The sequence below is a fragment of the Rhodobacter xanthinilyticus genome, from assembly GCF_001856665.1.
GTDB classification, from domain to species: Bacteria; Pseudomonadota; Alphaproteobacteria; order Rhodobacterales; family Rhodobacteraceae; genus Rhodobacter; species Rhodobacter xanthinilyticus.
Genome location: NZ_CP017781.1, coordinates 3,164,781 through 3,191,483, shown reverse-complemented (window position 1 = coordinate 3,191,483; position 26,703 = coordinate 3,164,781). Strand labels below are relative to the sequence as shown.

At 62.4% G+C, this 26,703-nt stretch carries 17 protein-coding genes and 2 pseudogenes; 13 read left to right on the top strand and 6 right to left on the bottom strand.

Going from position 1 to position 26,703, the window contains the following annotated elements:
- Positions 1-422: 422 nt before the first annotated feature.
- The 5 genes and pseudogenes from LPB142_RS19615 to istA (LPB142_RS15515) form a co-directional block, all read right to left on the bottom strand.
- A pseudogene (locus tag LPB142_RS19615) lies at positions 423-608 on the bottom strand (DUF3363 domain-containing protein); the annotation flags it as partial.
- Positions 545-1,225 (bottom strand): LysR family substrate-binding domain-containing protein, encoded by a 681-nt coding sequence (locus tag LPB142_RS19610; protein WP_232231017.1) that lies wholly within the window; start codon positions 1,223-1,225, stop codon positions 545-547. The gene LPB142_RS19610 and the pseudogene LPB142_RS19615, both read right to left, overlap by 64 nt.
- Positions 1,226-1,481: 256 nt before the next feature.
- Positions 1,482-1,685: pseudogene (locus tag LPB142_RS18535) on the bottom strand (DDE-type integrase/transposase/recombinase); the annotation flags it as partial.
- 167 nt (positions 1,686-1,852) lie between these two features.
- Positions 1,853-2,617 (bottom strand): IS21-like element helper ATPase IstB, encoded by a 765-nt coding sequence (gene istB / locus LPB142_RS15520; protein ID WP_071165181.1) that lies wholly within the window; start codon positions 2,615-2,617, stop codon positions 1,853-1,855.
- On the bottom strand, positions 2,614-4,101 hold the full coding sequence (gene istA / locus LPB142_RS15515) for an IS21 family transposase (protein ID WP_071165182.1): 1,488 nt from the start codon (positions 4,099-4,101) through the stop codon (positions 2,614-2,616). Before istA (LPB142_RS15515) ends, istB (LPB142_RS15520) begins: the two co-directional genes overlap by 4 nt.
- 196 nt (positions 4,102-4,297) lie before the next feature.
- Here istA (LPB142_RS15515) and LPB142_RS15510 point away from each other — a divergent pair, with 196 nt between their 5' ends.
- The 13 genes from LPB142_RS15510 (at position 4,298) to LPB142_RS15450 (ending at position 26,159) form a co-directional block, all read left to right on the top strand.
- The gene (locus LPB142_RS15510; RefSeq protein WP_198037841.1) at positions 4,298-4,918 is read left to right on the top strand and encodes a restriction endonuclease; all 621 of its coding nucleotides are present in this window, start codon (positions 4,298-4,300) and stop codon (positions 4,916-4,918) included.
- 131 nt (positions 4,919-5,049) lie between these two features.
- Positions 5,050-6,537, top strand: a complete 1,488-nt coding sequence (gene istA / locus LPB142_RS15505) for an IS21 family transposase (RefSeq protein WP_071165182.1) — start codon at positions 5,050-5,052, stop codon at positions 6,535-6,537.
- A complete protein-coding gene (gene istB, locus LPB142_RS15500) occupies positions 6,534-7,298 on the top strand; it encodes an IS21-like element helper ATPase IstB (protein WP_071165181.1) in 765 nt (254 codons plus the stop codon). Before istA (LPB142_RS15505) ends, istB (LPB142_RS15500) begins: the two co-directional genes overlap by 4 nt.
- Positions 7,299-7,573: 275 nt before the next feature.
- Positions 7,574-14,980 carry a sacsin N-terminal ATP-binding-like domain-containing protein gene (locus LPB142_RS15495; RefSeq protein ID WP_071166908.1) on the top strand — a complete coding sequence of 2,469 codons (7,407 nt, stop codon included), beginning with the start codon at positions 7,574-7,576 and terminating at the stop codon, positions 14,978-14,980.
- Positions 14,967-17,609, top strand: coding sequence for a DEAD/DEAH box helicase (locus LPB142_RS15490; RefSeq protein WP_071166907.1), 2,643 nt, complete (start codon positions 14,967-14,969; stop codon positions 17,607-17,609). The genes LPB142_RS15495 and LPB142_RS15490 overlap by 14 nt, the downstream gene beginning before the upstream one ends.
- A gap of 387 nt (positions 17,610-17,996) precedes the next feature.
- Positions 17,997-19,124 (top strand): aminodeoxychorismate synthase component I, encoded by a 1,128-nt coding sequence (locus LPB142_RS15485; protein WP_071166906.1) that lies wholly within the window; start codon positions 17,997-17,999, stop codon positions 19,122-19,124.
- Positions 19,079-19,729: an aminotransferase class IV family protein gene (locus tag LPB142_RS15480; RefSeq protein WP_068768034.1), complete on the top strand. Its 651-nt coding sequence runs from the start codon at positions 19,079-19,081 to the stop codon at positions 19,727-19,729. The genes LPB142_RS15485 and LPB142_RS15480 overlap by 46 nt, the downstream gene beginning before the upstream one ends.
- Positions 19,730-19,891: 162 nt before the next feature.
- Positions 19,892-21,490: an ABC transporter substrate-binding protein gene (locus LPB142_RS15475; RefSeq protein ID WP_071166905.1), complete on the top strand. Its 1,599-nt coding sequence runs from the start codon at positions 19,892-19,894 to the stop codon at positions 21,488-21,490.
- A 45-nt stretch (positions 21,491-21,535) separates the two neighbouring features.
- A complete protein-coding gene (locus tag LPB142_RS15470) occupies positions 21,536-22,591 on the top strand; it encodes an ABC transporter permease (protein WP_068768032.1) in 1,056 nt (351 codons plus the stop codon).
- Entirely contained in the window at positions 22,591-23,502 is a 912-nt protein-coding gene (gene nikC / locus LPB142_RS15465) for a nickel transporter permease (RefSeq protein ID WP_071166904.1), read from the top strand. The genes LPB142_RS15470 and nikC overlap by 1 nt, the downstream gene beginning before the upstream one ends.
- Entirely contained in the window at positions 23,499-24,332 is an 834-nt protein-coding gene (locus LPB142_RS15460; protein ID WP_068768030.1) for an ABC transporter ATP-binding protein, read from the top strand. The genes nikC and LPB142_RS15460 overlap by 4 nt, the downstream gene beginning before the upstream one ends.
- On the top strand, positions 24,325-25,104 hold the full coding sequence (locus LPB142_RS15455) for an ABC transporter ATP-binding protein (RefSeq protein WP_071166903.1): 780 nt from the start codon (positions 24,325-24,327) through the stop codon (positions 25,102-25,104). Before LPB142_RS15460 ends, LPB142_RS15455 begins: the two co-directional genes overlap by 8 nt.
- Positions 25,101-26,159, top strand: coding sequence for a dipeptidase (locus LPB142_RS15450; RefSeq protein ID WP_071166902.1), 1,059 nt, complete (start codon positions 25,101-25,103; stop codon positions 26,157-26,159). Before LPB142_RS15455 ends, LPB142_RS15450 begins: the two co-directional genes overlap by 4 nt.
- Here LPB142_RS15450 and LPB142_RS15445 read toward each other — a convergent pair whose 3' ends face one another.
- A complete protein-coding gene (locus LPB142_RS15445; RefSeq protein WP_071166901.1) occupies positions 26,160-26,699 on the bottom strand; it encodes a glutathione peroxidase in 540 nt (179 codons plus the stop codon). It abuts the gene before it with no gap.
- Positions 26,700-26,703 lie beyond the last annotated feature (4 nt).

The window sequence follows — 26,703 nt, the reverse complement described above, 5'->3', positions numbered from 1 at the left end:
TACGTTCTATTTAAGCCCTCAGAGGCTAGGCGGTTTACGGGCATGTAAGTGTGACACCTTAGACTCGGAGTCGGGACTGTGAGGGGCCTTAGAGAGCTTCTAGATGCCATTTCAGGGGTCTCCTAGATCGACAACATGCTCTCCTCTCACTTTGTAGCTTCATAACTGTGGGTGTCAGTTAGCAACAGTGCTCGAGTCCAGGATTTGCGTTCATTCTGTGAAGGCCGGTTGATAGGCGTTCCAACGGATTCGGCTTTGGCGGTGTTAATGCAAGTGTCGCTTTCCGGCGATGGCAGTAACAGTCCCGGACTGTGCTTCCGCAAACACTTCGGTTCGCTACGCAACGATGGTCAGATAACGCTTTTGAGAGGAAGGTCGAATAGAGCATTGATCCTATAGCGCCGGTCCTATCTGCCCGCGCAGACCTCGCTGCTGAGCTGGCGGTTGATGACCGGCCGCCACGGGACAAGGGTGCATTTATGGCTCTTTTCAACCACAGCGAACTGGCTGCTGGATAATTGTACGGTGCCGGTGGACTTGTCGCTCACGCCTTCGCTATCCGTGGTAGTATCGAACGGTAGTCCGTGCAGACCTTCCGGCCCATGTCGTTGGCGAGGCTGAGCAGGTTGCGAAGCGCCGCGCTGCGATTGGACGGCGACCAGACAGCCGAGAAGGCGACCGGCTCCGGCTCGTCGGTGAAGGGCAAAAAGACAATGCCGTTTGTCGGCAACAGCGCCGTGGCCGCGCCGACGATGGTGATGCCAAAGCCCTGTCCGACCAAAGACAAAAGGGTGCCACGCCCCACGTCGAAGCGCAGGATCGACGGCGCAGGCCAGCGCTCGGCATGGCGTAGCACGATATGGCTATGAACCTGCGGTCCAGTGCCGCCATGCCGGACAAGGAACGTCTCGCCTGCCAAATCGGGCCATGTGACGGCTGACCGCTTGGCGAGCGGATGCCGTTCCGGTAGCACCGCCAAGAGCGGTTCGGTCCATGTGCGACGGGAATGGCAGTCGGGTGGTTGGGGCGTGCCCGCGACGAACGCCACGTCCAACCTACCGGCGCGAAGCTGCACCACCGCTTCACGGGCCGGGCCTTCGGCGATCTCGACTTCAACATCGGGGTAATCCTTGCGGTATTGGCCGATCAGCTTTGCGAGGAAGCTATGCGGAATCAGGGCATGGATACCGATACGAAGCCGGCCGCTTTCTCCGGCTGCCGCCATGCCGGCGGTTTTCACCGCATGGTCGAGTTGGTCAATACCTACGGCTATCCGCTCGACGAAATGGCGTCCGGCCTCGGTCAGCCGAACGCCGCGCGCATGACGCTCGAACAAGAGGATGCCGAGGTCTTCTTCCAGTGCCTTCACGCGGGCGCTGACGCTGGACTGTGCAACGCCGAGCGCGTTGGCGGCGTGACGGAAGTTGAGATATTCGGCGCAAAGTTAGCGATGAGGCAGCCTTTTGTCTTATTCAAAGGCCTTACATTTCAAAAACTCTGCTTACCAGGCGCATTTCGCCCAGGGGATCACCATAATAAAATGCTGAGGCCTGGCCTTTGCGTAGTGCACGCATCACCTCAATACCTTTGATGGTGGCGTAAGCCGTCTTCATGGATTTAAATCCCAGCGTGGCGCCGATTATCCGTTTCAGTTTGCCATGATCGCATTCAATCACGTTGTTCCGGTTGTCAACGGCGGAGTAAAATTGGGCCACGGGGCGGCGCAAAATTGGGCCACTTTGGGTTTGCGCGAGACGCGGCTGATGGGCGGCGGCCAGTCAGCCGCGCTCTCCATATAGCTTGCGGGTGACTGGCCGCCTTGGACCGTCAGGTCCAAGTCTGATACTTTGGATCAGGTGTTGTCGCCGGTCTTGCGCGCGCGACTTTGCGCGAGGCGATAGCTTTCGCCGTTCATCTCGAGGATGTTGACGTGGTGGGTCAACCGGTCGAGGAGCGCGCCGGTCAGCCGCTCGGTGCCGAAGGTCTCGGTCCATTCATCGAAGGGCAGATTGCTGGTGATCAGCGTGGCACCGCGCTCGTAGCGCTGGGAGATCATCTCAAAAAGCAGCTCGGCGCCGGTCTTTGACAGGGGCACGAACCCGAGCTCGTCGATGATCAGCAGCTTGACGGCAGCCATCTGCTTCTGGACGCGCAGCAGCCGACGTTCGTCTCGCGCCTCCATCAGCTCGTTGACCAGCGCGGCGGCGGTGGTGAAGCTGACAGACATGCCCTTCTGGCAGGCCGCCAACCCGAGGCCCAAGGCAATGTGGGTCTTGCCGGTTCCGCTGGGGCCAAGGGCGATCACGTTCTCACGCCGTTCGATCCATTCGCAGCGCGCCAGTTCCAGCACCTGCATCTTGTTCAGCTTCGGGATCGCCTTGAAGTCGAAGCTGTCGAGGCTTTTGGTGGCCGGGAACTTCGCAGCCTTGATGCGGCGCTCGACCATCCGCCGCTCGCGGTCAATGAGTTCCAGTTCAACGAGGCGCGACAGGAATTGGACATGGTCCAACCCTTCGGCGGCGCATTGGCGCGCAACCTTCTCGTGTTCCCGCAGGAAGGTGGGCAGCTTCAGCGTCTTCAGATGGTGGGCAAGCAGGATCTTCGGAGCCTCGCTCATTCCGCCGCCTCCGACATCAAGGCCATGTAGCTGGCCGCACGCGTCGTCTCGACGTTCGCCCGCGGCAGGTAGGGGTAGACATCGAGATCAAGCCTTGGGGGGCGCTTCTCGACCTGGCAAAGCACGAGGTGCTTCACGGCGTCAAAGCCGACCGCGCCCAGCTTCAGGGCCTTCTTCACGGCGGCATGCAGGTCATCCATGCCAAAGGTCTCAAGCAGCCGCAGCACCTGCACATACTCGCGGCGCCCCATCTTGAGCATGCGCGCCTCCATCAGGCGGCGCAAAGTCTGGAACTCTTCGGGCAGGTCCCATTCCGCCAGAGGCGCAGCCTGGTCCAAGGCATTGATCTTGCGCTCGATCAGCGGGAGGTAGTGAACCGGGTCGAAGATCATGTCCTCGCGATCGTAACAGCGCGGGTGTCGGGCGATCACCTCCCCGCGACAGCCGATCACGACCTCATCGACATAGCCGCGGATCCAGACATCCTGATGGCCATAGGCGACCGGGACCGAGTAATCGTTGGTGTCATAGCGCACGAGCGACTGCGAGCTGACCCTGCCGCTCGCTTGGTCGCAGGCGTCGAACGGGGCAGTAGGCAATGGGCGCATCGCCGCCAGATCGCGCTGCAGCCTCTCGCCGATCGTCTCCTTGTGACCCCGAAGAATGCGCGTGAGGCGTGCGCAGCACTGCCCTTCAAGGTCGGCGTTGAAGGCGTCCCAACTGGCAAAGTGGGGGATCGGCACCATGTGGTTGCGGCGGGCGTAGCCGACCATCCCCTCGACAGCGCCCTTGTCGTTCCCCTTCCCGGGCCGACCATAGCGATCCCGAAACAGGTAATGCGACTGCAAGCCGCTGAACAGCGTGGCGCGGATGCGCGTGCCATCTGGCTGGATCTTCGAGACCAGGCAGCGGTCGTTATCGTAGAGCACCGACTGCGGCACCCCGCCGAAGAAGGCAAAGGCGCGGACATGCCCGTCTATCCAGGCCTCCGCCGTCGCCGCCGGATAGGCCCGGACGAAATAGGCATCGCTGTGCGGCAGGTCGATGACAAAGAAATGCGCCTTCTGCTCGACACCGGCGATGACGACGACCGCTTCGCCAAAATCGGCCTGAGCATGGCCCGGCGGATGGGCCAGTGGCACGAACATCTCCCGTGTCCGCCGCTCACGCTCACGCACGTAATCCTTGACGATCGTATAGCCGCCGGTGAAGCCATGCTCGGCCTGAAGCCGTTCCCATATCCGCTTGGCCGTATGACGCTGCTTGCGATGCACCGCCTTGTCGGCTTCAAGCCAGGCGTCAATGAACTCGGTGAACCCGTCCAGCTTCGGCCGCCTGATCGGCTTGTCCCGCCGGTAGCCAGGCGGCACCGAGAAGGCCAACATCTTCTCAACCGTCCCGCGCGAAATGTTGAAATGCTTCGCCGCCGCCCGCGCGCTCATGCCCTCGGCACACGCCAAGCGAACCTTCTTGTAAAGTTCCACGGTATAAATCTCCCCACCCTCCCTGCTGCCGCAAGAAGGGAAAAGTGGCAGGATTTTACTCCGCCCGCAGCGAGACGATCCCGCCGCTACCGTGGCCTAATTTTGCACCGCCGTTTCCAACGAGCAGGTCCGGTCGATCCTTCAGGGCCATGCACGCCAGATCGCAGAAGCCCTCGTCGCCCAGATGAAGCTCCACATGTGGCGGGAGCAGACCACCTACCGCGTCACGCGGGTCTCGGCCTTCGATCAGCTGAAGCCGCAGACGTTCGATGGCAGCGGAAAAGACGCGATGCGCGATTTCCGCAGTCCGCCTGAACGCCTTAGCGACATGAAGCGCTTCATTTTCGTTGGCTTCGAGAAGTCCTGTTACAACATGGCAAAGTTCGACTCCGACCCTGAGCGCAGGATGGCGGTCATTCTAGAGCAGGACCCCTCCGTGCAGCTCTGGATGAAGCCGGGGCCGAACCAGTTCAGGATCTACGACGAAGACAACGCCCCATATCAGCCCGACTTCGTCGTCGAGACCAGGACCGAGAAACTCATCATTGAAACGAAGCGAGCGTCAGAAATGACGAATGCGCAGGTGATCAGGAAGGCTGATGCCGCCGCTTTGTGGTGCCACATCGCCAACCGTGCGAATGGTGATGGCGCTGGCATTAAGCAGTGGTCCTACCTGCTCGTTCCGGAAACCGCCGTGCTGCCGAATGCCACGGTCGGCGGATTGATGGCGACGCACACCCGGTTGGTCGATGCTGACCTCTTGTCGAGGTACTCCCTGCAAGACGAAAGCCAGTTTTCCAGTAATGAAATTGCATAGGCAGCATGATCCTGGAAACGGCGGTGCAAAATTAGGCCACGGTAGCGGCGGGATCGTCTCGCTGCGGGCGGAGTAAAATCCTGCCACTTTTCCCTTCTTGCGGCAGCAGGGAGGGTGGGGAGATTTATACCGTGGAACTTTACAAGAAGGTTCGCTTGGCGTGTGCCGAGGGCATGAGCGCGCGGGCGGCGGCGAAGCATTTCAACATTTCGCGCGGGACGGTTGAGAAGATGTTGGCCTTCTCGGTGCCGCCTGGCTACCGGCGGGACAAGCCGATCAGGCGGCCGAAGCTGGACGGGTTCACCGAGTTCATTGACGCCTGGCTTGAAGCCGACAAGGCGGTGCATCGCAAGCAGCGTCATACGGCCAAGCGGATATGGGAACGGCTTCAGGCCGAGCATGGCTTCACCGGCGGCTATACGATCGTCAAGGATTACGTGCGTGAGCGTGAGCGGCGGACACGGGAGATGTTCGTGCCACTGGCCCATCCGCCGGGCCATGCTCAGGCCGATTTTGGCGAAGCGGTCGTCGTCATCGCCGGTGTCGAGCAGAAGGCGCATTTCTTTGTCATCGACCTGCCGCACAGCGATGCCTATTTCGTCCGGGCCTATCCGGCGGCGACGGCGGAGGCCTGGATAGACGGGCATGTCCGCGCCTTTGCCTTCTTCGGCGGGGTGCCGCAGTCGGTGCTCTACGATAACGACCGCTGCCTGGTCTCGAAGATCCAGCCAGATGGCACGCGCATCCGCGCCACGCTGTTCAGCGGCTTGCAGTCGCATTACCTGTTTCGGGATCGCTATGGTCGGCCCGGGAAGGGGAACGACAAGGGCGCTGTCGAGGGGATGGTCGGCTACGCCCGCCGCAACCACATGGTGCCGATCCCCCACTTTGCCAGTTGGGACGCCTTCAACGCCGACCTTGAAGGGCAGTGCTGCGCACGCCTCACGCGCATTCTTCGGGGTCACAAGGAGACGATCGGCGAGAGGCTGCAGCGCGATCTGGCGGCGATGCGCCCATTGCCTACTGCCCCGTTCGACGCCTGCGACCAAGCGAGCGGCAGGGTCAGCTCGCAGTCGCTCGTGCGCTATGACACCAACGATTACTCGGTCCCGGTCGCCTATGGCCATCAGGATGTCTGGATCCGCGGCTATGTCGATGAGGTCGTGATCGGCTGTCGCGGGGAGGTGATCGCCCGACACCCGCGCTGTTACGATCGCGAGGACATGATCTTCGACCCGGTTCACTACCTCCCGCTGATCGAGCGCAAGATCAATGCCTTGGACCAGGCTGCGCCTCTGGCGGAATGGGACCTGCCCGAAGAGTTCCAGACTTTGCGCCGCCTGATGGAGGCGCGCATGCTCAAGATGGGGCGCCGCGAGTATGTGCAGGTGCTGCGGCTGCTTGAGACCTTTGGCATGGATGACCTGCATGCCGCCGTGAAGAAGGCCCTGAAGCTGGGCGCGGTCGGCTTTGACGCCGTGAAGCACCTCGTGCTTTGCCAGGTCGAGAAGCGCCCCCCAAGGCTTGATCTCGATGTCTACCCCTACCTGCCGCGGGCGAACGTCGAGACGACGCGTGCGGCCAGCTACATGGCCTTGATGTCGGAGGCGGCGGAATGAGCGAGGCTCCGAAGATCCTGCTTGCCCACCATCTGAAGACGCTGAAGCTGCCCACCTTCCTGCGGGAACACGAGAAGGTTGCGCGCCAATGCGCCGCCGAAGGGTTGGACCATGTCCAATTCCTGTCGCGCCTCGTTGAACTGGAACTCATTGACCGCGAGCGGCGGATGGTCGAGCGCCGCATCAAGGCTGCGAAGTTCCCGGCCACCAAAAGCCTCGACAGCTTCGACTTCAAGGCGATCCCGAAGCTGAACAAGATGCAGGTGCTGGAACTGGCGCGCTGCGAATGGATCGAACGGCGTGAGAACGTGATCGCCCTTGGCCCCAGCGGAACCGGCAAGACCCACATTGCCTTGGGCCTCGGGTTGGCGGCCTGCCAGAAGGGCATGTCTGTCAGCTTCACCACCGCCGCCGCGCTGGTCAACGAGCTGATGGAGGCGCGAGACGAACGTCGGCTGCTGCGCGTCCAGAAGCAGATGGCTGCCGTCAAGCTGCTGATCATCGACGAGCTCGGGTTCGTGCCCCTGTCAAAGACCGGCGCCGAGCTGCTTTTTGAGATGATCTCCCAGCGCTACGAGCGCGGTGCCACGCTGATCACCAGCAATCTGCCCTTCGATGAATGGACCGAGACCTTCGGCACCGAGCGGCTGACCGGCGCGCTCCTCGACCGGTTGACCCACCACGTCAACATCCTCGAGATGAACGGCGAAAGCTATCGCCTCGCGCAAAGTCGCGCGCGCAAGACCGGCGACAACACCTGATCCAAAGTATCAGACTTGGACCTGACGGTCCAAGGCGGCCAGTCACCCGCAAGCTATATGGAGAGCGCGGCTGACTGGCCGCCGCCCATCAGCCGCGTCTCGCGCAAACCCAAAGTGGCCCAATTTTGCGCCGCCCCGTGGCCCAATTTTACTCCGCCGTTGACATGATCCACTGGAGCAGCGCAACATTGCCGTGTTCCTGTGGATTTAATGACCTTCTATTCGGTTGATCATCCGCCCAAGATTCTGCCCGCCGCCGGGAACTCAAGGAAGCCATGTCCAATCTGACCACCCCGCCGCGCGCCATCTTTCGGCAGATCCAAGCAAACCTCAAAGACAGGTACTCCTCGGGGTTTCCTGTGCTGAAGGAACTCATTCAGAACGCCGAAGACGCGAAAGCCGGAATGATCCGTTTTGTCGCGCATGAGGGTTGGCCGGAGGCGGATAATCCGCTTTTGAGGGTGCCCGGTTTGCTGGTGTCAAACGATGGTTCGTTTACCGAGAGGGACGGTCGCGGCATCCTTTCCTTCGCTGACAGCGCGAAAGGTGATGATTCAGGGACTATTGGCCGTTTCGGGTTTGGCCAGAAGGCGGTTTTTCATCTCTGTGATGCCTTCATCGTTCATGCCTTCGGGCATACGATCCCGTTCTCCGAAGTCGTGAACCCTTGTCTGGGGGTGATCGAAAACACCAAGGCCAAAACATGGGACACGATCGGCCCAACGGATCTGTCCAAGCTTGTTACCGCGTGTATGGGGATCGATCGAGGCTTGCTGCTCTGGCTTCCTTTGCGGCACGACGACATTCTGCCTGCGCCGAAACTCACCTTCATCGACAACCGACCACAGATCGAGGAACTGATATCGGGGTTTGTTGAGAACCGTGCTGAGCTGCATCTGACCCTGGCAGGGCTGCGTCATCTCAACCGGATCGAGCTATGGCGGGATACCAAACAGATCGTCGGTCTTGGCCGCGCCCCCGACGCGCAGCGGATGCGCGGCTTTGATCCTGCCGGAGAACTGCGAGCAATCGGCTTCAAGGGAGTGATCAACGAGCAAGGTGCTGCAGCGTCAACCTATGTTGGGCGCGAGGTTTCCGGTGCCCAGGTTAAGCTCGATGCTCTTCGGAACTCAGAGCGTTGGCCGCAATCTCCCGTCTTCACCGAGGCTGGCGAGGAGATACTTCCCGAAAAGGCCGAGGTGCATGCCGCAGTCGTCCTGACCGATCGAACTAGCGGAACGGAAACCTTGGTCGACTGGGCTGTGTTCCTGCCAGTAGCAAACGCGGCCAGACTTCGTTCAGATCGGGGTTCTGTGCGATTGATGCTGCACGGGTATTTCTTCGTCGACTCGGGCCGCCGGTTCATCGAGGGTTTCGATGCTTCGAGTGACGCCGCGGCTACGGTGCAAAGCGAATGGAATGCTCTGCTGCGGGACGAGGTTCTTTTGCCTCTGGTTCCGATGGTGATCTTTGATGCCTTTAAGGAAGGCGTGCTTTCGGATGACGACTTGGCCGGGTTGCTGCAAGCGCTCCTGCGCAGTGACTTTGGCCGAACACACCGCAGCGCCATTGCGGCGGAATATGCGCTTGCACCAGTGCTGGAGGAGGCCGAGGGCAAGATCACGGCGACCTGGAATCTGCTTCGGGCGGACGCCTCGCTGAGATGGATGCCGGCCGCCAATTCGCGCGGCCGGTTCACCTGTGCAGACATCCTGCCGGGCCTCACGGACTGGGCGCGAGGGCGCGGGCTCTTGCTGGTGGTGCGTCCTGCTGCACTCAGCGAGCGCGACCTTGGTTGGCATCCTGACGAGATCGAAGATTTGCTCGAGCAACTTTCACCTCGGGTGTTCTTGCAGGGCGGGAACGCGGTTGCTCTGGCGGAGCTACTGGACGTCGTCGTTGGGCAGGATGACCACTTGCGACAGGCTGCCGCGCCGATCCTGTTGGGCCTGCTTCGCAAGGGATTGCTGGAAAACACGAGCCTCGCCAATGAGGACCATCTTCGCGCCATTCTTGGATTCCTGCCACCGGATCAGGTCATCGGACTTCCAAAATCAGCGGGTCGCTCGCGCCGCATCCTGCGCAGCCTCGCCGAGGCGCGCGGTGGTCCGCTTTGCCTGTCTGAGGAACTGTTACCCGATGCGGCGATGCGGCAGAGCATCAGCACGGCCGAGGCGACCGCGCTATTGCACGGGATTGCACCACTTCTTGAGAGCGGCGGCGATCATGAGGTAGCCGGTGCGGCAGCCCTCTGCATTGTCCGTCTTCTTGGACGGCAGCTGGCCGCGTTCCTCGATGATCCGGCCTGCCGACGACTGCATATCCTGCGGGCCACGAACGGCAGTGGACTTGCCACACTTGTCAGCCTGAGCGATCTCGTCGCCGCGTCACGGGATCGACGGTTGTTTCGGGACAGTCCGCAGGCGCAGCAATTGGTAAAAGCGCTTTACGAAGCGGCACCGGAGAGAGGGGCCCTGATCATCCGCAAGGTCGAGGCTGACCTGCTTGATGCCATCGGCCACCCCTTCAGCTTTACCGATGCTACGCCAGAGAACGTCGCCGGGCTGATCGTCGGGTCTGGTATCTTCGGCCCAGCTGGCGCGCGTGGTCGATATCTTCAGAAGCACTTCACAGAAGCACCAGAAGCGCGCCGAGCCATGCGAAGCATGGTGGTGGGCCAGATCTGTGATGACCATACCCGGCTATGTGCACTTGCCGATGGCATGGGCCCGGTTGCCGAGCTCGCGGCTAACCTCGTCGCCGACGAAAGTGACAGCCTGCTTGTGGACCGTGAAATTCTGAATGGCCTAAACGGACACCAACTGCAGCACGTCAAGATTGCCCAGGTCGATGGGGCCGAGCTAGGAGAGCTTCTCAACCGAAACATCGACAAGCTGCGCTCGCCGCCTTTGCGCGACGAGACCGTGCTAGCTTTGCTACGATCCGACATCCCCGATGAGTACTTGCGAAACCTGCCGATCTTTCCTTCAAAGGATGGGCACAAGCTGACGGCTTCAGAGATCTGGTGGGTCAGTGGAGATTTCCCCGTCCCACCTGCTCTCGCCAGGCATGCGCCAATTCTGCGGCGCCTTAACCACGCCCCAAGCGACGCTCGCATCGAGCGGCTTGTCTCGCCTTGGACTCCCGCATCGCTGATAGAACTCGCACTGCGTCAATCAAACCCACAGTCTTTCGCCCACGAAATTCTTGGGGCGCTTGCAACAGATGCCTCCTCCCTGCCGCCTGCAATCCATACGACGAAGTGGCTCACGGACCGGCGCGGAGACCTCTGGGCACCGGATGAGATTCTGGATCTTGAACCGGACATTCTGAACGCGGCTCGCCAGTCTTTGGCGAAGGAAGGCGATCTGTCCTTTTTGCCAATTGACGAACTGGCGCCTGAAACGTGCGATCCGGATGCCCAGAGAATTCTCCGCAATCGTCGGGTCATTCCGGACAAGGTTGGTTCTTTTGAGCGGCTGATGTTGCTGATCGAGGACGCACGGCCCGTGGCGGTAATGGGAGAGTGCTCGCAGGTCGCCTCTGAGCTGGGGCTCATCGCCAAGCAGGGTGTGGACGTCGGCCTCCCGGGCTGGCCGCTCCTTGCCGCGCTTCTGCGCCTGTCTGACCGCCCCGCAGAAGATTTCCTGCGGGCCTTTGACACCGTCAGGCATGGCGATTGCCAGAGCGCAGCGCAATTCCTGTCTGCTCTGGAAGGCCTGATTGACGACCCTAAGAAGGGCGCTGCCACCTGGTCTGTCTATCGGGCAGCCTTCAAGTACCTTGCGCAGTGGGAGGATTCTGATCGTAAAGCAGTCTTCAAGCTTATCCGGGTGCGCACTGAGGCCAATACATGGGTGGACGCGGCTGCCGTCGCCCACACTGGCGGAGGGGTTGTCTCCACGCACTTGTTGCATCGCGAACTGAGTGGCTACTTGCCGACACCGGCCTCTCAGAGCGAAACGAGCAACCAACGTCGAATGGAAAACGGCAAAGAGCTTGACGGGCAAAGTCCCGAAAAGCTGTTGGCGGCATCGGCAACCAGTCTAAAGCCGATCCTAGAATTCGCGCGGCCGCATGTGCCATCAGATCTCCTGCTGCTTCTTGTCGGGCTGGTCGGGCGAACTGACCCCTTCCGCGCCGTTGCGCGGCAAAGCCTTTCAGTGACCGAACATGATATAGCCCGCATCTGGAGCAGAATTGACAGTGAGGTCGCTCTGCACTTCCAACCAGAGACGTTTGGACAGAAATTTGAAGACAAGCGTCTTTCGCGGTTCGTGCAATTCCAATCACTTACGGTGCCACCTTCTGAAATCTCGACCGAGACACTTACCGGAACTATTGCGAACCTCCCGACGGGCGAGGTCAAACCTCTGGGCGTCCTTGGGAACGTCCATGTCGGCTGGAAGAACTTTTGGCATAATAAGCAGCTTATCGGTGCGCGAACGCTCCAGATCGCGGCTTTCTCCGGGACGGCGGTTACATCGGCTGATGTGAAGACGCTGTGCCTGACCTTGGCAGAAGTCTTCATCGGCTACCGCAAAGAGCAGGCAGCTTGCCTGGAAGCGCTTGACCGTCTTGCCGACGAATGTGATCGGCTGGATCAGGCCACAGTCGATGCCGCGAGGGCCGAACTTGAAGATCGCTTGCCGCAGGTCCTGGACGAATTGAGACCTCAGAATGGGTCCGGGCTCTGGGAGGCTCGAAAAGCCTACAGGGACAGGATCGATTCCCATCCTGCCGGAAAGAGGCAAGAAGAAGCCCGACCGGCCGCGAAGCGTGAGCTATGGGAAAAGGTTGCATCCCCGAAGAAGGCTGACGAACTCCTCATCGCGATACGACAGCGGATCAAGGATTATGGTTACGATCCTTCCCGTGTGCTCTTCGAGCTATTCCAGAACGCTGATGATGCGACCCATCAGCATCCAGTCCCTACGGAGGGGCGGTTTCGTCTGGAATATGGCCATGACCGGTTGGCCGTCAGCCATTGGGGGCGGTTGATCAACCACCCAGGCCCGAATGTCGACGAAGGGATAAAGAAGGGCTGGCGCAATGATCTCTTCAACATGCTGTTGATGAACCTTTCGGAAAAGCGCGAGGACGTGACTGGCCGTTTCGGCCTGGGGTTCAAGAGTGTGCACCTTCTTTCGAGGCGGGTGTCGATCGCCAGCCATTTCGTGTCCTGCCGGATCAAGGGCGGTATGCTGCCGGAAGCATGGGCTGAGGGCCGTGAGCTGTCGGTGAGGCGAAGCGCTCATGGGCGGCCTGCAACGGTGATCGAAGTTGAGATAGATCCTGAGGGTCACGAGGATGTAGGACGGGCGCTAGCTGATTTCACGCAGGCGGCGCCGTGGTTGCCAGCGATGAGCCGATCGGTCCGACATATCGAGATCGACGCCTCCGGAGACTGGTCTGCCGAGTTCTGCGAACTGGATGCGCAGCGGATCAGGCTGGTATCGTTCGGTGGGCGCGGTTTCGGTCATGCGCTCGCTCTCGACCTTGGCGAAGAGACAACTCTGTTCCTGCCGCTGGACATGCAGGGACCAGTAGCCGCGCCCGAGGGCTTGCCGCGTCTGTGGCTGCTGGCGCCGCTTGCAGAGGTGCTTTCCGTTGGCTGGCTGATGAACGGGAGACGCTTTCGGGTTGATCCGGGCCGCGGTCGCCTGGCTGGTAGCGAAACCGAGCGCCAAGGGATGTTTGCCGAGTTTGGACGCACGCTCGGCCTGCGGCTTGTGGAACTTCATGATCTGGTTACGCAGCATTGGGCTGTTTTGGCCGAACGCGCCGGGTTGTCGGACAGGTCAGAGGATCGTGGCCCACAAGGTTTCTTGCGATCGCTCGACCGACTGTTCGCCAAAGATCAAGGCGACCCGCTTGCTAGCCAACTGCATGGGAAGGATCGCGGTTTTGGCAGGCTGATAGCGGAGCGTTCTGCACTGGCCACGGGTCTGCCCATGCCCTTTAGCCCTTTTCTGAGGGCTCATGAAGCCCGCTTCGTAATGATGGGGGCGATAGCCGATCGTAAACTGCTCGCCTCGCTGAATGACTGGCAGGCAATGAGTGTGATCGGGGGCGCTGCCATAGCAGAGGAGGTTGCAGACCGGATTGAAAGCTTGGGCTTTGATCGTCCGAGATCATTCAAGCTGGTCGATCTGTTACGCCACGAGATCGGCGCGGAAAAACGCGCCGCACCTGATCTCGCGCAACGTCTTGGGAGGCTTGTCGATGACGATCTGGTAAAGTCTTTGGACAAGCAGGAAGAAGGCGAACTCTTGGAGTTTCTATCGTCCTTGTTGTTCAAGATGAGTGACGGGAGGTGGCACACGGCAGCCTTGCCGCCGCAAAATGCAACGGACGGGGATGAGGAGGAACGGCGCGTTCTGGGGTTTGCACCTTCTAAGCACCTTGCAGATCGTGATTATGATGGCGCTGCATTGACTTTCTACCGCCTTGCAATGCGCCAAAGCGGCTTTCAGCGCGGACCAATCGCGCTCGCGCAGTGGGCCAAGCTTGCCAGTGACGAAGCCCTGCAGTGCGCTGTCTTATCTTACATCCTCAAGGGCAGGCATGGCAGAGAACTGGGGCAATTGTTGGCGGAAGATCGCCCCGGTTGGCTCCCAAATACATCGGACGAATTCCGCGCATGCCCGTTTGCGAAAGCAGTTGCTCCCGAAGATCTGCCAGAATTGCTCGGAATCCTCTACCCCATTGAACAGCGCCTTCTTTGGTCCGGTGGGGTTCAGCCCGAGGCTGAACATAAACCAGCCGACTCTCAAGCATTTCTTCGACGGCTTCACGACTGGTGGCAAGAGAACCACCAGAAGGAACGGATGACCTACGAGGCAAGGGTCTATCCGCATGGATTCCACCCGCGTAACCTGGCAGCGCAGGATGTTGCATCCCGGCGTGAGGACTGGTTCACGTTCTTTGCGCTGGCGATCTTTCGCACTCTGGGCCGGGCTCCGGAGGGCGCGCATCGCAACTTTGTCACTAAAGCGAGGCAAACGGGCTGGTGGCAGGAAATGGCCGAGGCGAAACTGCCTAACGACCCCACCCCATGGCTGCTCAGGCTTGAAGACTTCGCTCGCGCCGACGCCTGGCGAATTGATTATCCTCAGTGGCGTCGGGCTTTGGCTGACCTTTACGTTCTGGCACGCTGGCTTCCTGATTACATCGATGCCTACCGTAACCTGCCGAAGGTTTTACAAACTCAGAAGGTGATCTCGCTGAAAGAAGTGTGGAAGCTGAGCGCATCGCCGATCTGGCAAAGGCGGGGACTTGAAGGCGCACCGCTGACGCAGAGTCTGGGACTTGGGGCCAACTGGTTGATCCGGGAAGGCCTGCGCGCCGGTCTGTGGGGTGAGGATGAACGAAATTGCCTCTATCCCTATGGCTGGGCAGCCTCTGATCGCGTCCGCAGATTGTGTCGCAGCGAGCTTGACCTTGACTTGGGGGAGGCCGGGGACATGGACCAGACCCGTGAGATCTACGGCATTGTGAAAGATCACCTCGGCCCTGACGACGCAGGTTTCTTTGGCGATCTGGATTTGCCAATGCAGATCATCAGCGATGGGCAGCATGAGCAACAATTGCTAATGATCTCTGCAAGACATGGTTTCCTTGGAAGTGATTACCGCGTTCTGGACGACGACCTCATGGTGACGAACTATGACGAAGCTTGAAGCGGATCAGCTGGTTCGCCATCACATACATGGCGAGGGGTTTGTAGTGGCCGACCTCGGCCCTACGGTGCTGGCCCGGTTCGGCACAGCCATCCATCAAGTCGAGCGCGAGAGTATCAGCCTTCAGCGATCTCTCGAAACTGCGTTGCTGGGCGGCCAGATGGATGACAGTCGCGCTGTTCTCTGCAGAGCGCAGGCATTGGCCATCGCTTCGGTGAACGATCAATGGGGAGTGTTTTCGCGTTCCCGAGTCCAATTGCTGCCGCACCAGCTTTGGGTGTGCCGACAAGTAACGCGCGCATGGCCAATTCGCTGGCTGGTTGCAGACGATGTCGGGCTTGGCAAGACGATCGAAGCCGGGCTGATCCTTGAGCCGTTGATCGCATCCGGCAGAGTGAGGCGTGTACTTGTTCTTGCGCCAGCACGGCTGGTTCCGCAGTGGCGGGCCCGAATGAAAACGATGTTCGATATCCGTCTGCAGGAGTTTACTGCGGACAGTGACCGAGGTCGTATCAGTTTCTGGGAAACCGCGCACCAGGTAGTTGCGTCCTTCCACACTCTGCGCATGGAGAAGCCCCGCAAACGCCTGCTGCAAGCCGAGCCGTGGGACTTGGTCATCGTGGATGAAGCGCATCACTTCCAGGCGCAGGAGCGGGCAGCTACTCTGACCTACGGTTTGCTGCGCGAGCTCCAGGATGCTGGTCGGATCGATTCACTGGTCTTGTTCACCGGCACGCCACACAGGGGCAAGGACTTCGGCTTTCTGGCACTCATGCAGCTCGTGCGGCCCGATCTTTTCGATCCGGAAAAAGAAATGAAGGAGCAGCTTTCGGCACTGCCGAATGCAATGATCCGAAATAACAAAGCACTGGTGACTGATCTCGACGGGAACAAGCTGTTTCGCCCGGTGGTAACCCGCTCCGTTGACTACGGGTTTTCTGAAGCTGAGGCTGAATTCTATCATACAATGAGCGAATTCATCATCGATGGACGAGCCTATGCGGCAAGTCTTTCCGGCCGCCAGCAGACCGCCCGGATGCTCTTGCTGATCGCCCTGCAAAAGCTTGCGGCCAGCTCAATTGCTGCAATCACTCGGGCTTTGCGGCGCAGGCGAGCTATGCTGGCAAACTCCCTTCTGGATGCAACGCCTCGTGACATCAGCGAACCTGAGACTTTCGACGAAATCGCTGAGGCCGAAGAAGCCCGTCCGAGCGAGACCGCAGTCTTGCTGATGCAGGATGAGATTGCCCGCCTCGACGAGATTTTGGCTCTCTCGACCGAGATTGACCGCGAAACAAAGATTGCAACGCTACTCGACCTGATCGAACGTGATCTCCCTGAAGGTGAGCCGCTGCTCTTGTTTACGGAGTACAAGGCGACGCAAGCACTTGTTCATGAGGCGCTCGAGGCGCGTTTCGGAAAAGGCTGCGTTGGCTTCATCAATGGTGACGAGCGTCTAGTTGTCACCTCCGCCACAGGCGCTGAAACGGCAATCGTGCTGTCACGCGACTCTGCTGCTGAAGATTTCAACGCAGGTCGGACCCGTTTTCTGATTTCCACCGAGGCCGGCGGCGAAGGCATCGACCTGCAGGAACGCTGTGCCGTGCTTGTTCACATCGACATGCCATGGAACCCCATGCGATTGCATCAACGCGTTGGCCGGCTGAATCGCTACGGTCAGAAGCGTGCGGTAAGTGTCTTCCTGCTGCGTAACCCAGAAACGGTGGAAGCAAGGATATGGTCTCTCCTGCAGGAGAAACTTGCGCGGATTCAGGAAACCCTTTCCGCTTCAATGGATGATCCAGAGGACATCTCCCAGCTGGTCATCGGGATGGCTGGGAGCCAGTTCTTTGATGATATCTATTCACAAGGTTCTATGCGCAGCGGCAGTGGCCTTGCAGGCTGGTTTGACCAGAGTACTCAGCAGTTTGGCGGGCGTGATGCCGTTGAAACAGTGCGGGCAATGCTCGGGAATGTCGCTCGATACGATTTTCAGTCGGCAGGGGCGGAAATTCCCAAACTCGACCTTCCTGCATTGGAACCCTTCTTCCGCAACGCCATGGCGCTGGCAGGCCGTCGTGTTACGAAAGGTGACGAGGGCCTTTCAGTCGCTACACCTGAGGCTTGGCGAGGGAGCATCGAGCTACGCGACAGGTACGACGCACTCACCTTTGATCGCTTTATGCGCTCGGACCATTCCCTAACCAGGCTTGTTGGCGTTGGCCATCCTTTGCTTGATCGCGCAATATCGCACAGCATGGATCAGCCGGTGTTCCTGTCGCGTGCTCGCGGCATTTCAGCGCCACTTCTTGTAGCGCAAGTCGAGGACGAGATCACTGGCACTGGCGCTACAGTGCATAGGATCGTTGTTGGAATCGACGGCACCGGCGATATGGCCGTGGCGCTCCGCGATTGGGAGCTCCTGATGCGACTCAATGAGCTGGAGCCCATAGAGAATACCGAAGATTCACCCAGCCCTGCGGAGTGTGCGGCTCTGGATGAGTTGTGCGAGAAACTTGCAGCTACCGTCCTGGTTTCAGACCTTCCATTCAGGCGTCCCAAGCTCAGACGCATCATCGCACTCTTCCCGGAGCCCCAGTCGATCGACGGGTCTTCGATCAAACCATGAATGCACGAAGTGTCCAACGTGCTCTTGCGAATAAGAAAAGGCTGGACTTCAGGTCCAACCGCTCGCCCAGTCTGGGCAAGTTGAATTCGTTGGCTTACATGGGTCGGGTCCGATTGTACCGCTGGTCTTCAGGTCGAAAAGGCTTACGCGGCTGACCGTGTCAGCAAGTTGAGACTGAAGCGCGTCCCCGCAACCATCTTTACTTGCGCGCTCGGCAAGTCATGATGCGATCCTGCCCCCGCAACCAATATAAATGCCGCCCAAGGGCGGCTTTGCGCATTCAACACACACAAAAGCGAAAACCGCCACACCCGTGCAGGATTGAGCCCGGAGCCGTTTGCCTCTAGAGATCAGGCTCGCCGAGAAAACCAGTTCAGGGGCGCGACAGTGGACGTTCGTTTTGATCAGGGCACGCAACGCCCTCAGCCGTGCCTCTTCGCCCGCCCCCATGCGCTCATCGAGGCCCGCACCCTCGATGACGTCGCGCCGGCGCTCGATGCGCTCGACGCCGCACGCGCCGCAGGAAAATGGCTTGCGGGCTATGCGAGCTATGAGCTTGGCCATGCGCTCGAGCCGCGGCTGGAGCGGGCGATGCCCGAGGGGCGCGTGCTGCCGCTCCTGCGGTTCGGGGTCTATGACGGGCCCGAGCCCGCGCCCGATCTGCCCGCCCCGCGCGGCACGGTGGAGGAGTTCGCGCCGCGTTGGACGGCCGAGGATTACGCGCAGGCCTTCGCGCGGCTCCATGATTATATCGGCGCGGGCGATGTCTATCAGGCGAACCTGACCTTCCCGATCGATTGCACGGTCTCGGGCACGCCTGCCGAGATCTATGCCGCGCTCGTCGAGCGCCAGCCGGTCGGCCATGGCGCGCTTGTCGTGCAGCAGGATCTGCCCGCGCTTCTGAGCCGCTCGCCCGAGCTTTTCTTCGAGACCGACGCCGAGGGCCTGATCACCACCCGCCCGATGAAGGGCACGGTCGAGCGCGGCGCGAGCCCCGAGGCCGACCGGGCCAAGCGCGACTGGTTGCAGGGCGATGTGAAGAACCGCGCCGAGAATCTGATGATCGTCGATCTTCTGCGCAACGATCTGAGCCGGGTGGCCGAGGTCGGCTCGGTGCGCGTGCCGCGGCTTTACGAGATCGAGAGTTATCGCACCGTCCATCAGATGGTGAGCACCGTCACCGCGCGGCTCTTGCCGGGGGTGGGGATCGGAGCGATCTTGCGCGCGCTCTTCCCCTGCGGCTCGATCACCGGCGCGCCGAAGCTGCGCGCGATGGAGATCTTGCGCGCGCTCGAACCCTTCCCGCGCGAGGTCTATTGCGGCACGATCGGCTGGGCGGCGCCCGATGGGCGGGCGTCGTTCAACGTTGCGATCCGCACGCTGATGGTGGCGGGGGGGCGCGGGGTGCTCAATGTCGGCGGTGGGGTCGTCTGGGACAGCACCGCCGGGGCCGAATATCAGGAGGCGCTGTGGAAGAGCCGTTTTGCGCAGATATCCCGCCGGGCACCCGGCTGATCGAGACCTTTGGCCTGTGGCCGGGCGAGGGCGCGCGGCGCTGGGGCGCGCATCGGGCGCGGCTGATCGGCGCGGCGGCGCGGCTTGGCTTTGCCTGCGCGCCTGAGCGGCTCGATGCGGCGGTTGCGGGGCTGGGCGCGCCGGTGGCGCCCTTGCGGTGCCGGCTGACGCTTGATGCGGGCGGCGCGGTCGAGATCACCAGCGCGCCGCTGGGGCCCGCGGCGGGGCGCTGGCGGGTCGCGCTCGCGCCCGAGCGGCTACGCGCCGCCGACCCCTGGCTTCGGGTCAAGACCACCCAGCGCGCGCTTTATGACCGCGCGCGCGCGGCGTTGCCCGCGGGGGTCGATGAGCTCGTCTTTTGCAACACGGACGGGGCGATCTGCGAGGGCACGATCACCTCGATCTTCGTCGAGATGCCCGACGGCGCGCGGCTGACGCCGGCGCTTGGCTGCGGGCTCCTGCCTGGCGTCCTGCGCGCCGAGATGCTCGCGCAGGGCTGGCGCGAGGCGCGTCTGACCCCCGCCGACCTCGCCGCCGCGCGGGCGGTTTTCGTCGGCAACAGCTTGCGCGGGCTGATCGCGGCGGAGTGGCTCGGCGCGCTCTGACGCGAATTTGGGCACCACTCCCGCATCGGTTGTTTGCGGCAACATGGCGCTTCACGATCTCTTGATTTCCCGCGCGAAGCGGGTCAGTCTCCTGCCCAGACATGGGGCGCGCGTCGCGTAAACCCCCATGCGCAAAAAGAAATCAGGACAGGGAGTCCGCCGATGAATACCCCCAACGCTTTCGTCAAGGCCACTGCGATCGCCGCGCTGATGGCCTGCGCCGCGCCGGCCGCGCTGCACGCCGGCACGCCCGCCGACACGCTCGTGCTCGCCGATGCGATCGACGATATCGTCTCGATCGACCCGGCCGAGGCCTTCGAATTCTCCGGCACCGATCTCAACAACAACCTCTATGACACGCTCATCGAGCTTGACCCGACGAAGCCGGGCGAGCTGGTCCCCGGTCTGGCGGAAAGCTGGTCCGTCTCGGACGACGGGATGACCTACACCTTCAAGATGAAATCGGGGATCACCTTCTCCTCGGGCAACCCGGTCACCGCGGAGGTCGCCGCGGCCTCGCTCAAGCGCGTCGTCAAGCTCGACAAGACCCCGGCCTTCATCCTCACGCAATTCGGCCTGACCAAGGACAATGTCGATGCGATGATCACCGCCGAGGGCGACACGCTCACGCTGAAGACCGACAAGGCCTATGCGCCGAGCTTCATCTACAACTGTCTGACCGCGGGCGTGGCCGAGATCGTCGACATGGAGACGGTGATGTCGCATGAGGTCAACGGCGACATGGGCAACGAATGGCTCAAGAGCAATTCGGCCGGCACCGGCGCCTATGTGCTCAAGAGCTTCAAGCCGAACGAGGGCTATATCCTGACCGCGCGCGAGGGCCATTGGCGCGGCGATGCGCCGATCAAGAACGTGCTGATGCGCCATATCCCCGAGGGCGCGACGCAGCGGCTCCTGCTCGAGAAGGGCGATATCGATATCGGCCGCGAAATGACCCCGGTCGATATCGCGGGCATCGAGGGCAACCCCGACATCACCGTCAAGAACGATGTCGGCGGCCAGATCTATTACCTCGCGATGAACCAGAAGGTCGCCGATCTGGCGAACCCGAAGGTGCTCGAGGCGATGCGCTATGCGGTCGATTACACCGGCATGACCGACACCATCCTGAAGGGCCAATGGGTGCCCCATCAGGCGTTCCTGCCGCAGGGTTTCCTCGGCGCGCTCGATGACACGCCCTATGCGCTGGATCTCGAGAAGGCCAAGGCGCTCTTGGCCGAGTCGGGCGTGACGCTGCCGCTCAATGTCTCGATCACGGTGCGCAACAACCCCGAGCGGATGGATATCGCGCAATCGGTGCAGAACACCTTCGGCCAGATCGGCATCAACGTGACCCTCGATGTCGGCGACGGCAAGCAGGTGCTCGAGAAATATCGCGCGCGCCAGCATGAGATCACGCTGCAGACCTGGGGCCCGGATTACCCCGACCCGCAGACCAACGCGTCGACCTTCGCCGACAACCCGGACAATTCCGACGAGGCCAAGGCCACCGGCTATCTCGCCTGGCGGACCGCCTGGGATCCGGGTGCGCTCAAGGAGATGACCGCCGCCGCGGTGACCGAGCGCGACACTGACAAGCGCAAGGCGATGTATGAGGAGATGCAGCGCATCCACCGCGACAGCTCGGCCTTCGTGACGATGTTCCAGCAGGCCCGCCAGGACGCGATGCGCGCCAATGTCTCGGGCTTCCATGCCGGCGGCGCGACCGATAGCGCGACCTACTGGCTGGTGACGAAGTAAGACCTTGCCGCGCCTCGGGCTCCCCGGGGCGCGGCGTTCAGACCGATGTCCGTGACCGACACCTCCCCCGCCTCCGCCACCCGGCATCTGCGCCCGCTCCTGAGCGGGCTCGTGACGCTGGCCTTCACGCTCCTTGGGCTCTTGCTCGTGACCTTCGTCATCGGCCGCGTGGTGCCGATCGACCCGGTGCTCTCGATCGTGGGTGAACGTGCCACGGCCGAGCAATATGCCGCCGTGCGCGACAGCCTCGGCCTCGATGAGCCGCTCTGGCAGCAGTTCCTGATCTATGTCCGCGATGCGCTGCACGGCGATCTCGGCCAGTCGATCCGCACCCGCGAGCCCGTCGTTTCCGAGATCGCGCGCTATTTCCCTGCGACGCTCGAACTCGCCACGCTCGGCACGATCTTCGGGGTGATCCTCGGCGTGCCGGCGGGGGTTCTGGCGGCGACGCGGCCGGGCACGCTCGCCGATCAGCTGGTGCGGCTGGTCGGGCTCGTGGGCTATTCGATGCCGGTGTTCTGGCTCGGGCTGATCGGGCTCTTGATCTTCTACGGGCATCTGGGCTGGGTCGGCGGGCCGGGGCGGCTCGACGCGGGTTATGAGATGATGCTCGAATTCACCATGACGCGCTACACCGGCGCGATCTTGATCGACAGCGCGCTCAACGGCGCGTGGGATGTGTTTGCCAATGCGCTCACCCATATCGTCCTGCCGGCGGGGATCTTGGGCTATGTCTCGATGGCCTATATCAGCCGGATGACGCGCAGCTTCATGCTGGGCGAGCTCAGCCAGGAATATATCACCACCGCGCGGGTGAAGGGCATGCCCGAATGGCGGGTGATCTGGGTCCATGCGATGCGCAATGTCTCGGTGCCGCTGATCACGGTGATCGCGCTGAGCTACGCCTATCTCTTGGAGGGCTCGGTGCTGACCGAGACGATCTTCGCCTGGCCGGGCCTGGGCAGCTATATCACCGATGCGCTTTTCGCGGCCGACATGCCGGCGGTTCTGGGCGGCACGGTGGTGGTGGGGGTGGCCTTTGTCACGCTCAACATGGTCTCCGACCTGATCTATCGTCTTGTCGACCCGAGGGCGCGCTGATGGCTTCGACTGCTCTGACCCGTTGGCTCACCGACCCGAGCCCGTCTTCGCGCCGCCAGGCCCGCCTTGGCCAGGCCTGGCTTGCCTGGCTGCGGCTCAAACGCAACCCGCTGGCGATGTTCGGCCTCGCGATCATCGTGGTGTTGTGCCTGATGGCGGTGGCGGCGCCGCTCTTTGCGACGCATGACCCGTTCATGCAGAACCTCGGCCAGCGGCTCTTGCCGCCGGGCACGCCGGGGCATTGGCTCGGCACCGATGATTTCGGCCGCGATATCTGGAGCCGGATCGTCCATGGCGCGCGGATCACGCTGACCATTGTCGCGATGGTGGCGGTGACGGCGCCGGTGCTGGGGCTCCTGATCGGCACGGTCGCGGGCTATTACGGCGGCTGGGTCGATACCGTCCTGATGCGGGTGACCGATATTTTCCTCGCCTTCCCGCGGCTGATCCTGGCGCTCGCGCTGGTGGCGGTGCTGGGGCCCGGGGTGCAGAATGCGGTGCTCGCGATCGCGCTGACCGCCTGGCCGCCCTACGCCCGCGTTGCCCGCGCCGAGACGCTGACGGTGCGCAACTCCGATTACATCGCCGCGGTGCGCCTGCAAGGCGCGGGGGCGGCGCGGATCATCTGGGGTCATGTCGTGCCGATGTGCCTGCCTTCGGTGATCATCCGCGTCACGCTCGACATGGCCGGCGTGATCCTGATCGCGGCGGGGCTCGGCTTCCTTGGGCTCGGCGTGCAGCCGCCCTTGCCGGAATGGGGTCTGATGATCTCCTCGGGGCGCAAGTTCCTCTTTGAACAATGGTGGGTCGCCACCATGCCGGGGCTTGCGATCTTCATCGTCTCGCTCGGCTTCAACCTTCTGGGCGACGGGTTGCGCGATGTGCTCGACCCGCGGAGTGCCTCGCGATGAGCCTTCTCAACATTGAAAACCTGCGCGTCACCTTCGCCACCGAAACCGGCCCGGTCGAGGCGGTGCGGGGCGTCTCCTTCTCGCTCGGCCGCGAGCGGCTCGGCATTGTCGGCGAGAGCGGCTCGGGCAAGACCATCACCGGGCGCTCGGTGCTGCGGCTGATCCGCCCGCCGGGGCGGATCGAGGCCGACCGGATGGAGTTCGACGGCATCGACCTCACCCGCGCCACCGAGCGGCAGATGCGCGCGCTGCGCGGCCCGCGCCTTGCGATGGTCATGCAGGACCCGAAATATTCGCTCAACCCGGTGATGCGGGTCGGCGCGCAGCTCATGGAGGGGCTCTTGCGCCGCGACCGGCTGGGCCGCGCCGAGGCGCGCCGGCGCGCCATCGAGGCGCTCGAGGCGGTGCAGATCCGCGACCCGGAGCGGGTGATGGAGGCCTGGCCGCATGAGCTCTCGGGCGGTATGGGCCAGCGGGTGATGATCGCGATGATGCTGATCCCGAAGCCCGATCTCCTGATCGCCGACGAGCCCACTTCGGCGCTCGATGTGACGGTGCAGGCGGAGGTGATGTCGATCCTCGACGGGCTGGTGCGCGAGCGCGGCATGGGGCTGATCTTCATCAGCCATGACCTGCGGCTGGTCGCGCGGTTTTGCGACCGGGTGCTTGTCATGTATCGCGGGCGCATCGTCGAGGAGCTCGCGGCGGGCGATCTTCTCGCCGCGAAACACCCCTATACGCAGGGGCTCCTCAATTGCCTGCCGCGGATCGGGGGGGCGCGCGCGCCTTTGCCGGGGCTGGATCGGACGGGGGCCTGGGCCAATGAATAACCTCATCGAAATCGAGAATCTCTCGGTCATTTTCGACGCCAAGGGCCGCAAGGTGCGCGCCATCGAGGGCGTGTCGCTCACCGTCGCCGCGCGCGAGAGCTACGGGCTCGTGGGCGAGAGCGGTTCGGGCAAATCGACGATCCTGCGCGCGCTGTGCGGGCTCGCGCCGATCTCCGAGGGCGAGATCCGCATCCATGGCAAAGCGCTCGCCCATCATGGCGCCAAGGCCTTCGCGGCGCGGGTGCAGATGGTCTTCCAGGACCCCTATGCGAGCCTGCACCCCCGCCACACGATCGACCGCACGCTCACCGAGCCGCTCGCGATCCATAGCATCGGCGGCTCGGATGCGAAGGTGGTGCGCGCGCTCGAGGATGTCGGGCTGCCCGCCTCGTTCCGCTTCCGCTACCCCCATCAGCTCTCCGGCGGCCAGCGTCAGCGCGTCGCGATCGCCCGCGCGCTGATGCTCGAGCCCGAGATCCTGCTCCTCGACGAGCCGACCTCGGCGCTCGATGCCTCGGTGCAGGCGGAGGTTCTGAACCTGCTCGCACGTTTGCGCGAGGAGCGAGGGCTGACCTTCCTGATGGTCAGTCACGACCTTGCGGTGATCGATCACATGTGCGACCGGGTGCTCGTCATGCAGCATGGCCGCGCGGTCGAAGAGCTGGTGCGCGACGACCTCGCCCATGCCCGCATGAAGACCGATTACGCGCGCAGCCTGTTCGAGGCTTCGGCGGACCGGATGCTCGACCCTGCGGGAAAGGACAGCGCATGATCCCCGTTTTCGATGGCCATAACGACCTCCTTTTGCGGCTCTTGCTCGCGCCTGAAAAGCGCGAGGAAATCTGGCTGACCGGCGAGGGGCGCGGCCATCTCGACCTGCCGCGGATGCGCGCGGGCGGCTTTGCGGGCGGGTTCTTCGCGATCTACCTGCCCTCGCCCGTGGCCCATGACGATGCCGAGCTGATGGCGCAGATGGAGACCCCGCCCTATGCGCTGCCGCTGCCCGATCTGATCCCGTTCCAGGCCGCGATCGCGCCCGCGATCGAGGCGGCGGGGCATCTGATGTGGATGGAGCGGGCCTCGGGCGGCGCGCTCCGGATCGTGCGCTCCGCGGCCGAGATCCGCGCCGCGATGGCCGAAGGTGTGATCGCCGCGATCCTGCATATGGAGGGCGCCGAGGCGATCGACGAGGATCTGAACGCGCTTCATGTCTTCCATGCGATGGGGCTGCGCTCGCTCGGGCCGGTGTGGTCGCGCCCGACGGTCTTCGGCGATGGCGTGCCCTTTGCCTATCCGTCCGCGCCCGATACCGGGCCGGGGCTGACCGAGGCGGGCAAGCGGCTGGTCAAAGAATGTAACGCGCTGAAAATCATGCTCGATCTGAGCCATCTGAACGAGAAGGGCTTCGACGATATCGCCCGGCTCTCGGACGCGCCCTTGGTCGCGACTCATTCCAACGCCCATGCGCTCACGCCCTCCTCGCGCAACCTCACCGACCGTCAGCTCGACATGATCCGCGAGAGCCGCGGCATGGTGGGCGTCAACTACGCGGTGGGCTTCCTCAACGAGGATGGCTGCCAGGACGCGACCCGCGGCTGGGCGCCGATGCTGCGCCACCTCGATCACCTGATCGCGCGGCTCGGCGAGGATCACGTCGGGCTCGGCTCGGATTTCGACGGCGCCGAGATCCCCGAGGTTCTGGGCGATGTCGCGGGGCTACAGGGGCTGATCGGCGCGATGCGCGACCATGGCTATGGCGCGGATCTCGTCGAGAAGATCGCCTATCGCAACTGGCTCGGCGTGCTCGAACGCACCTGGGGCGGCTGATCAGCCCTTGGTCAGGAGCGGCTCGATCGCCTGGGTGATCTCGGGCGCTTCGGGCTCGGTCGTGGCGCCCCAATGGCCCACGACCTGCCCCTCACCATCGAGCAGCACCTTGTTGAAATTCCACCCCGGCGCAAAGCCCGAGGTTTCCCGCACCCAGCGGTAGAACGGATGCGCCGCCGAGCCGCGAACATGTTCGATATCGGTCATCGGCAGGCTGAGATCGAAATTCAGCGCGCAGAACTCCTTCACCTCCTTGGCGGTATCGAGCTCCTGGCGGAAATCATCCGACGGCACGGCGAGCACGACAAGCCCGCGCGCCCCGTAGCGGTCTTGCAGGTCTTGCAGCCCGTCATATTGGGGCGTGAAGCCGCACATCGAGGCGGTATTGACCACCAGAACCGGCCGCCCGCGCCACTGGGCGGTGTCGATCGTGCCGCCCTCGATCGCGGGGAAGGTGAAGCTCGGCGCGGGTTCGGCGGCGAGCGCGGCGGGGGAGAGCAGCGCCACGGCGAGCGCGGCAAGACGAAGGCGAAGAGGCATCACG

Bases quoted from the DNA above. Each gene is read 5' to 3' on its own strand.
- nikC (WP_071166904.1), top strand. From the start codon at position 22,591: ATGGCTTCGACTGCTCTGACCCGTTGGCTCACCGACCCGAGCCCGTCT.
- LPB142_RS15475 (WP_071166905.1), top strand. From the start codon at position 19,892: ATGAATACCCCCAACGCTTTCGTCAAGGCCACTGCGATCGCCGCGCTG.
- LPB142_RS15460 (WP_068768030.1), top strand. From the start codon at position 23,499: ATGAGCCTTCTCAACATTGAAAACCTGCGCGTCACCTTCGCCACCGAA.
- LPB142_RS15455 (WP_071166903.1), top strand. From the start codon at position 24,325: ATGAATAACCTCATCGAAATCGAGAATCTCTCGGTCATTTTCGACGCC.
- LPB142_RS19610 (WP_232231017.1), bottom strand. From the start codon at position 1,225: ATGGCGGCAGCCGGAGAAAGCGGCCGGCTTCGTATCGGTATCCATGCC.
- LPB142_RS15490 (WP_071166907.1), top strand. From the start codon at position 14,967: ATGACGAAGCTTGAAGCGGATCAGCTGGTTCGCCATCACATACATGGC.
- LPB142_RS15450 (WP_071166902.1), top strand. From the start codon at position 25,101: ATGATCCCCGTTTTCGATGGCCATAACGACCTCCTTTTGCGGCTCTTG.
- LPB142_RS15510 (WP_198037841.1), top strand. From the start codon at position 4,298: ATGTGGCGGGAGCAGACCACCTACCGCGTCACGCGGGTCTCGGCCTTC.
- LPB142_RS15495 (WP_071166908.1), top strand. From the start codon at position 7,574: ATGTCCAATCTGACCACCCCGCCGCGCGCCATCTTTCGGCAGATCCAA.
- LPB142_RS15470 (WP_068768032.1), top strand. From the start codon at position 21,536: ATGTCCGTGACCGACACCTCCCCCGCCTCCGCCACCCGGCATCTGCGC.
- LPB142_RS15445 (WP_071166901.1), bottom strand. From the start codon at position 26,699: ATGCCTCTTCGCCTTCGTCTTGCCGCGCTCGCCGTGGCGCTGCTCTCC.
- istB (WP_071165181.1), bottom strand. From the start codon at position 2,617: ATGAGCGAGGCTCCGAAGATCCTGCTTGCCCACCATCTGAAGACGCTG.
- istB (WP_071165181.1), top strand. From the start codon at position 6,534: ATGAGCGAGGCTCCGAAGATCCTGCTTGCCCACCATCTGAAGACGCTG.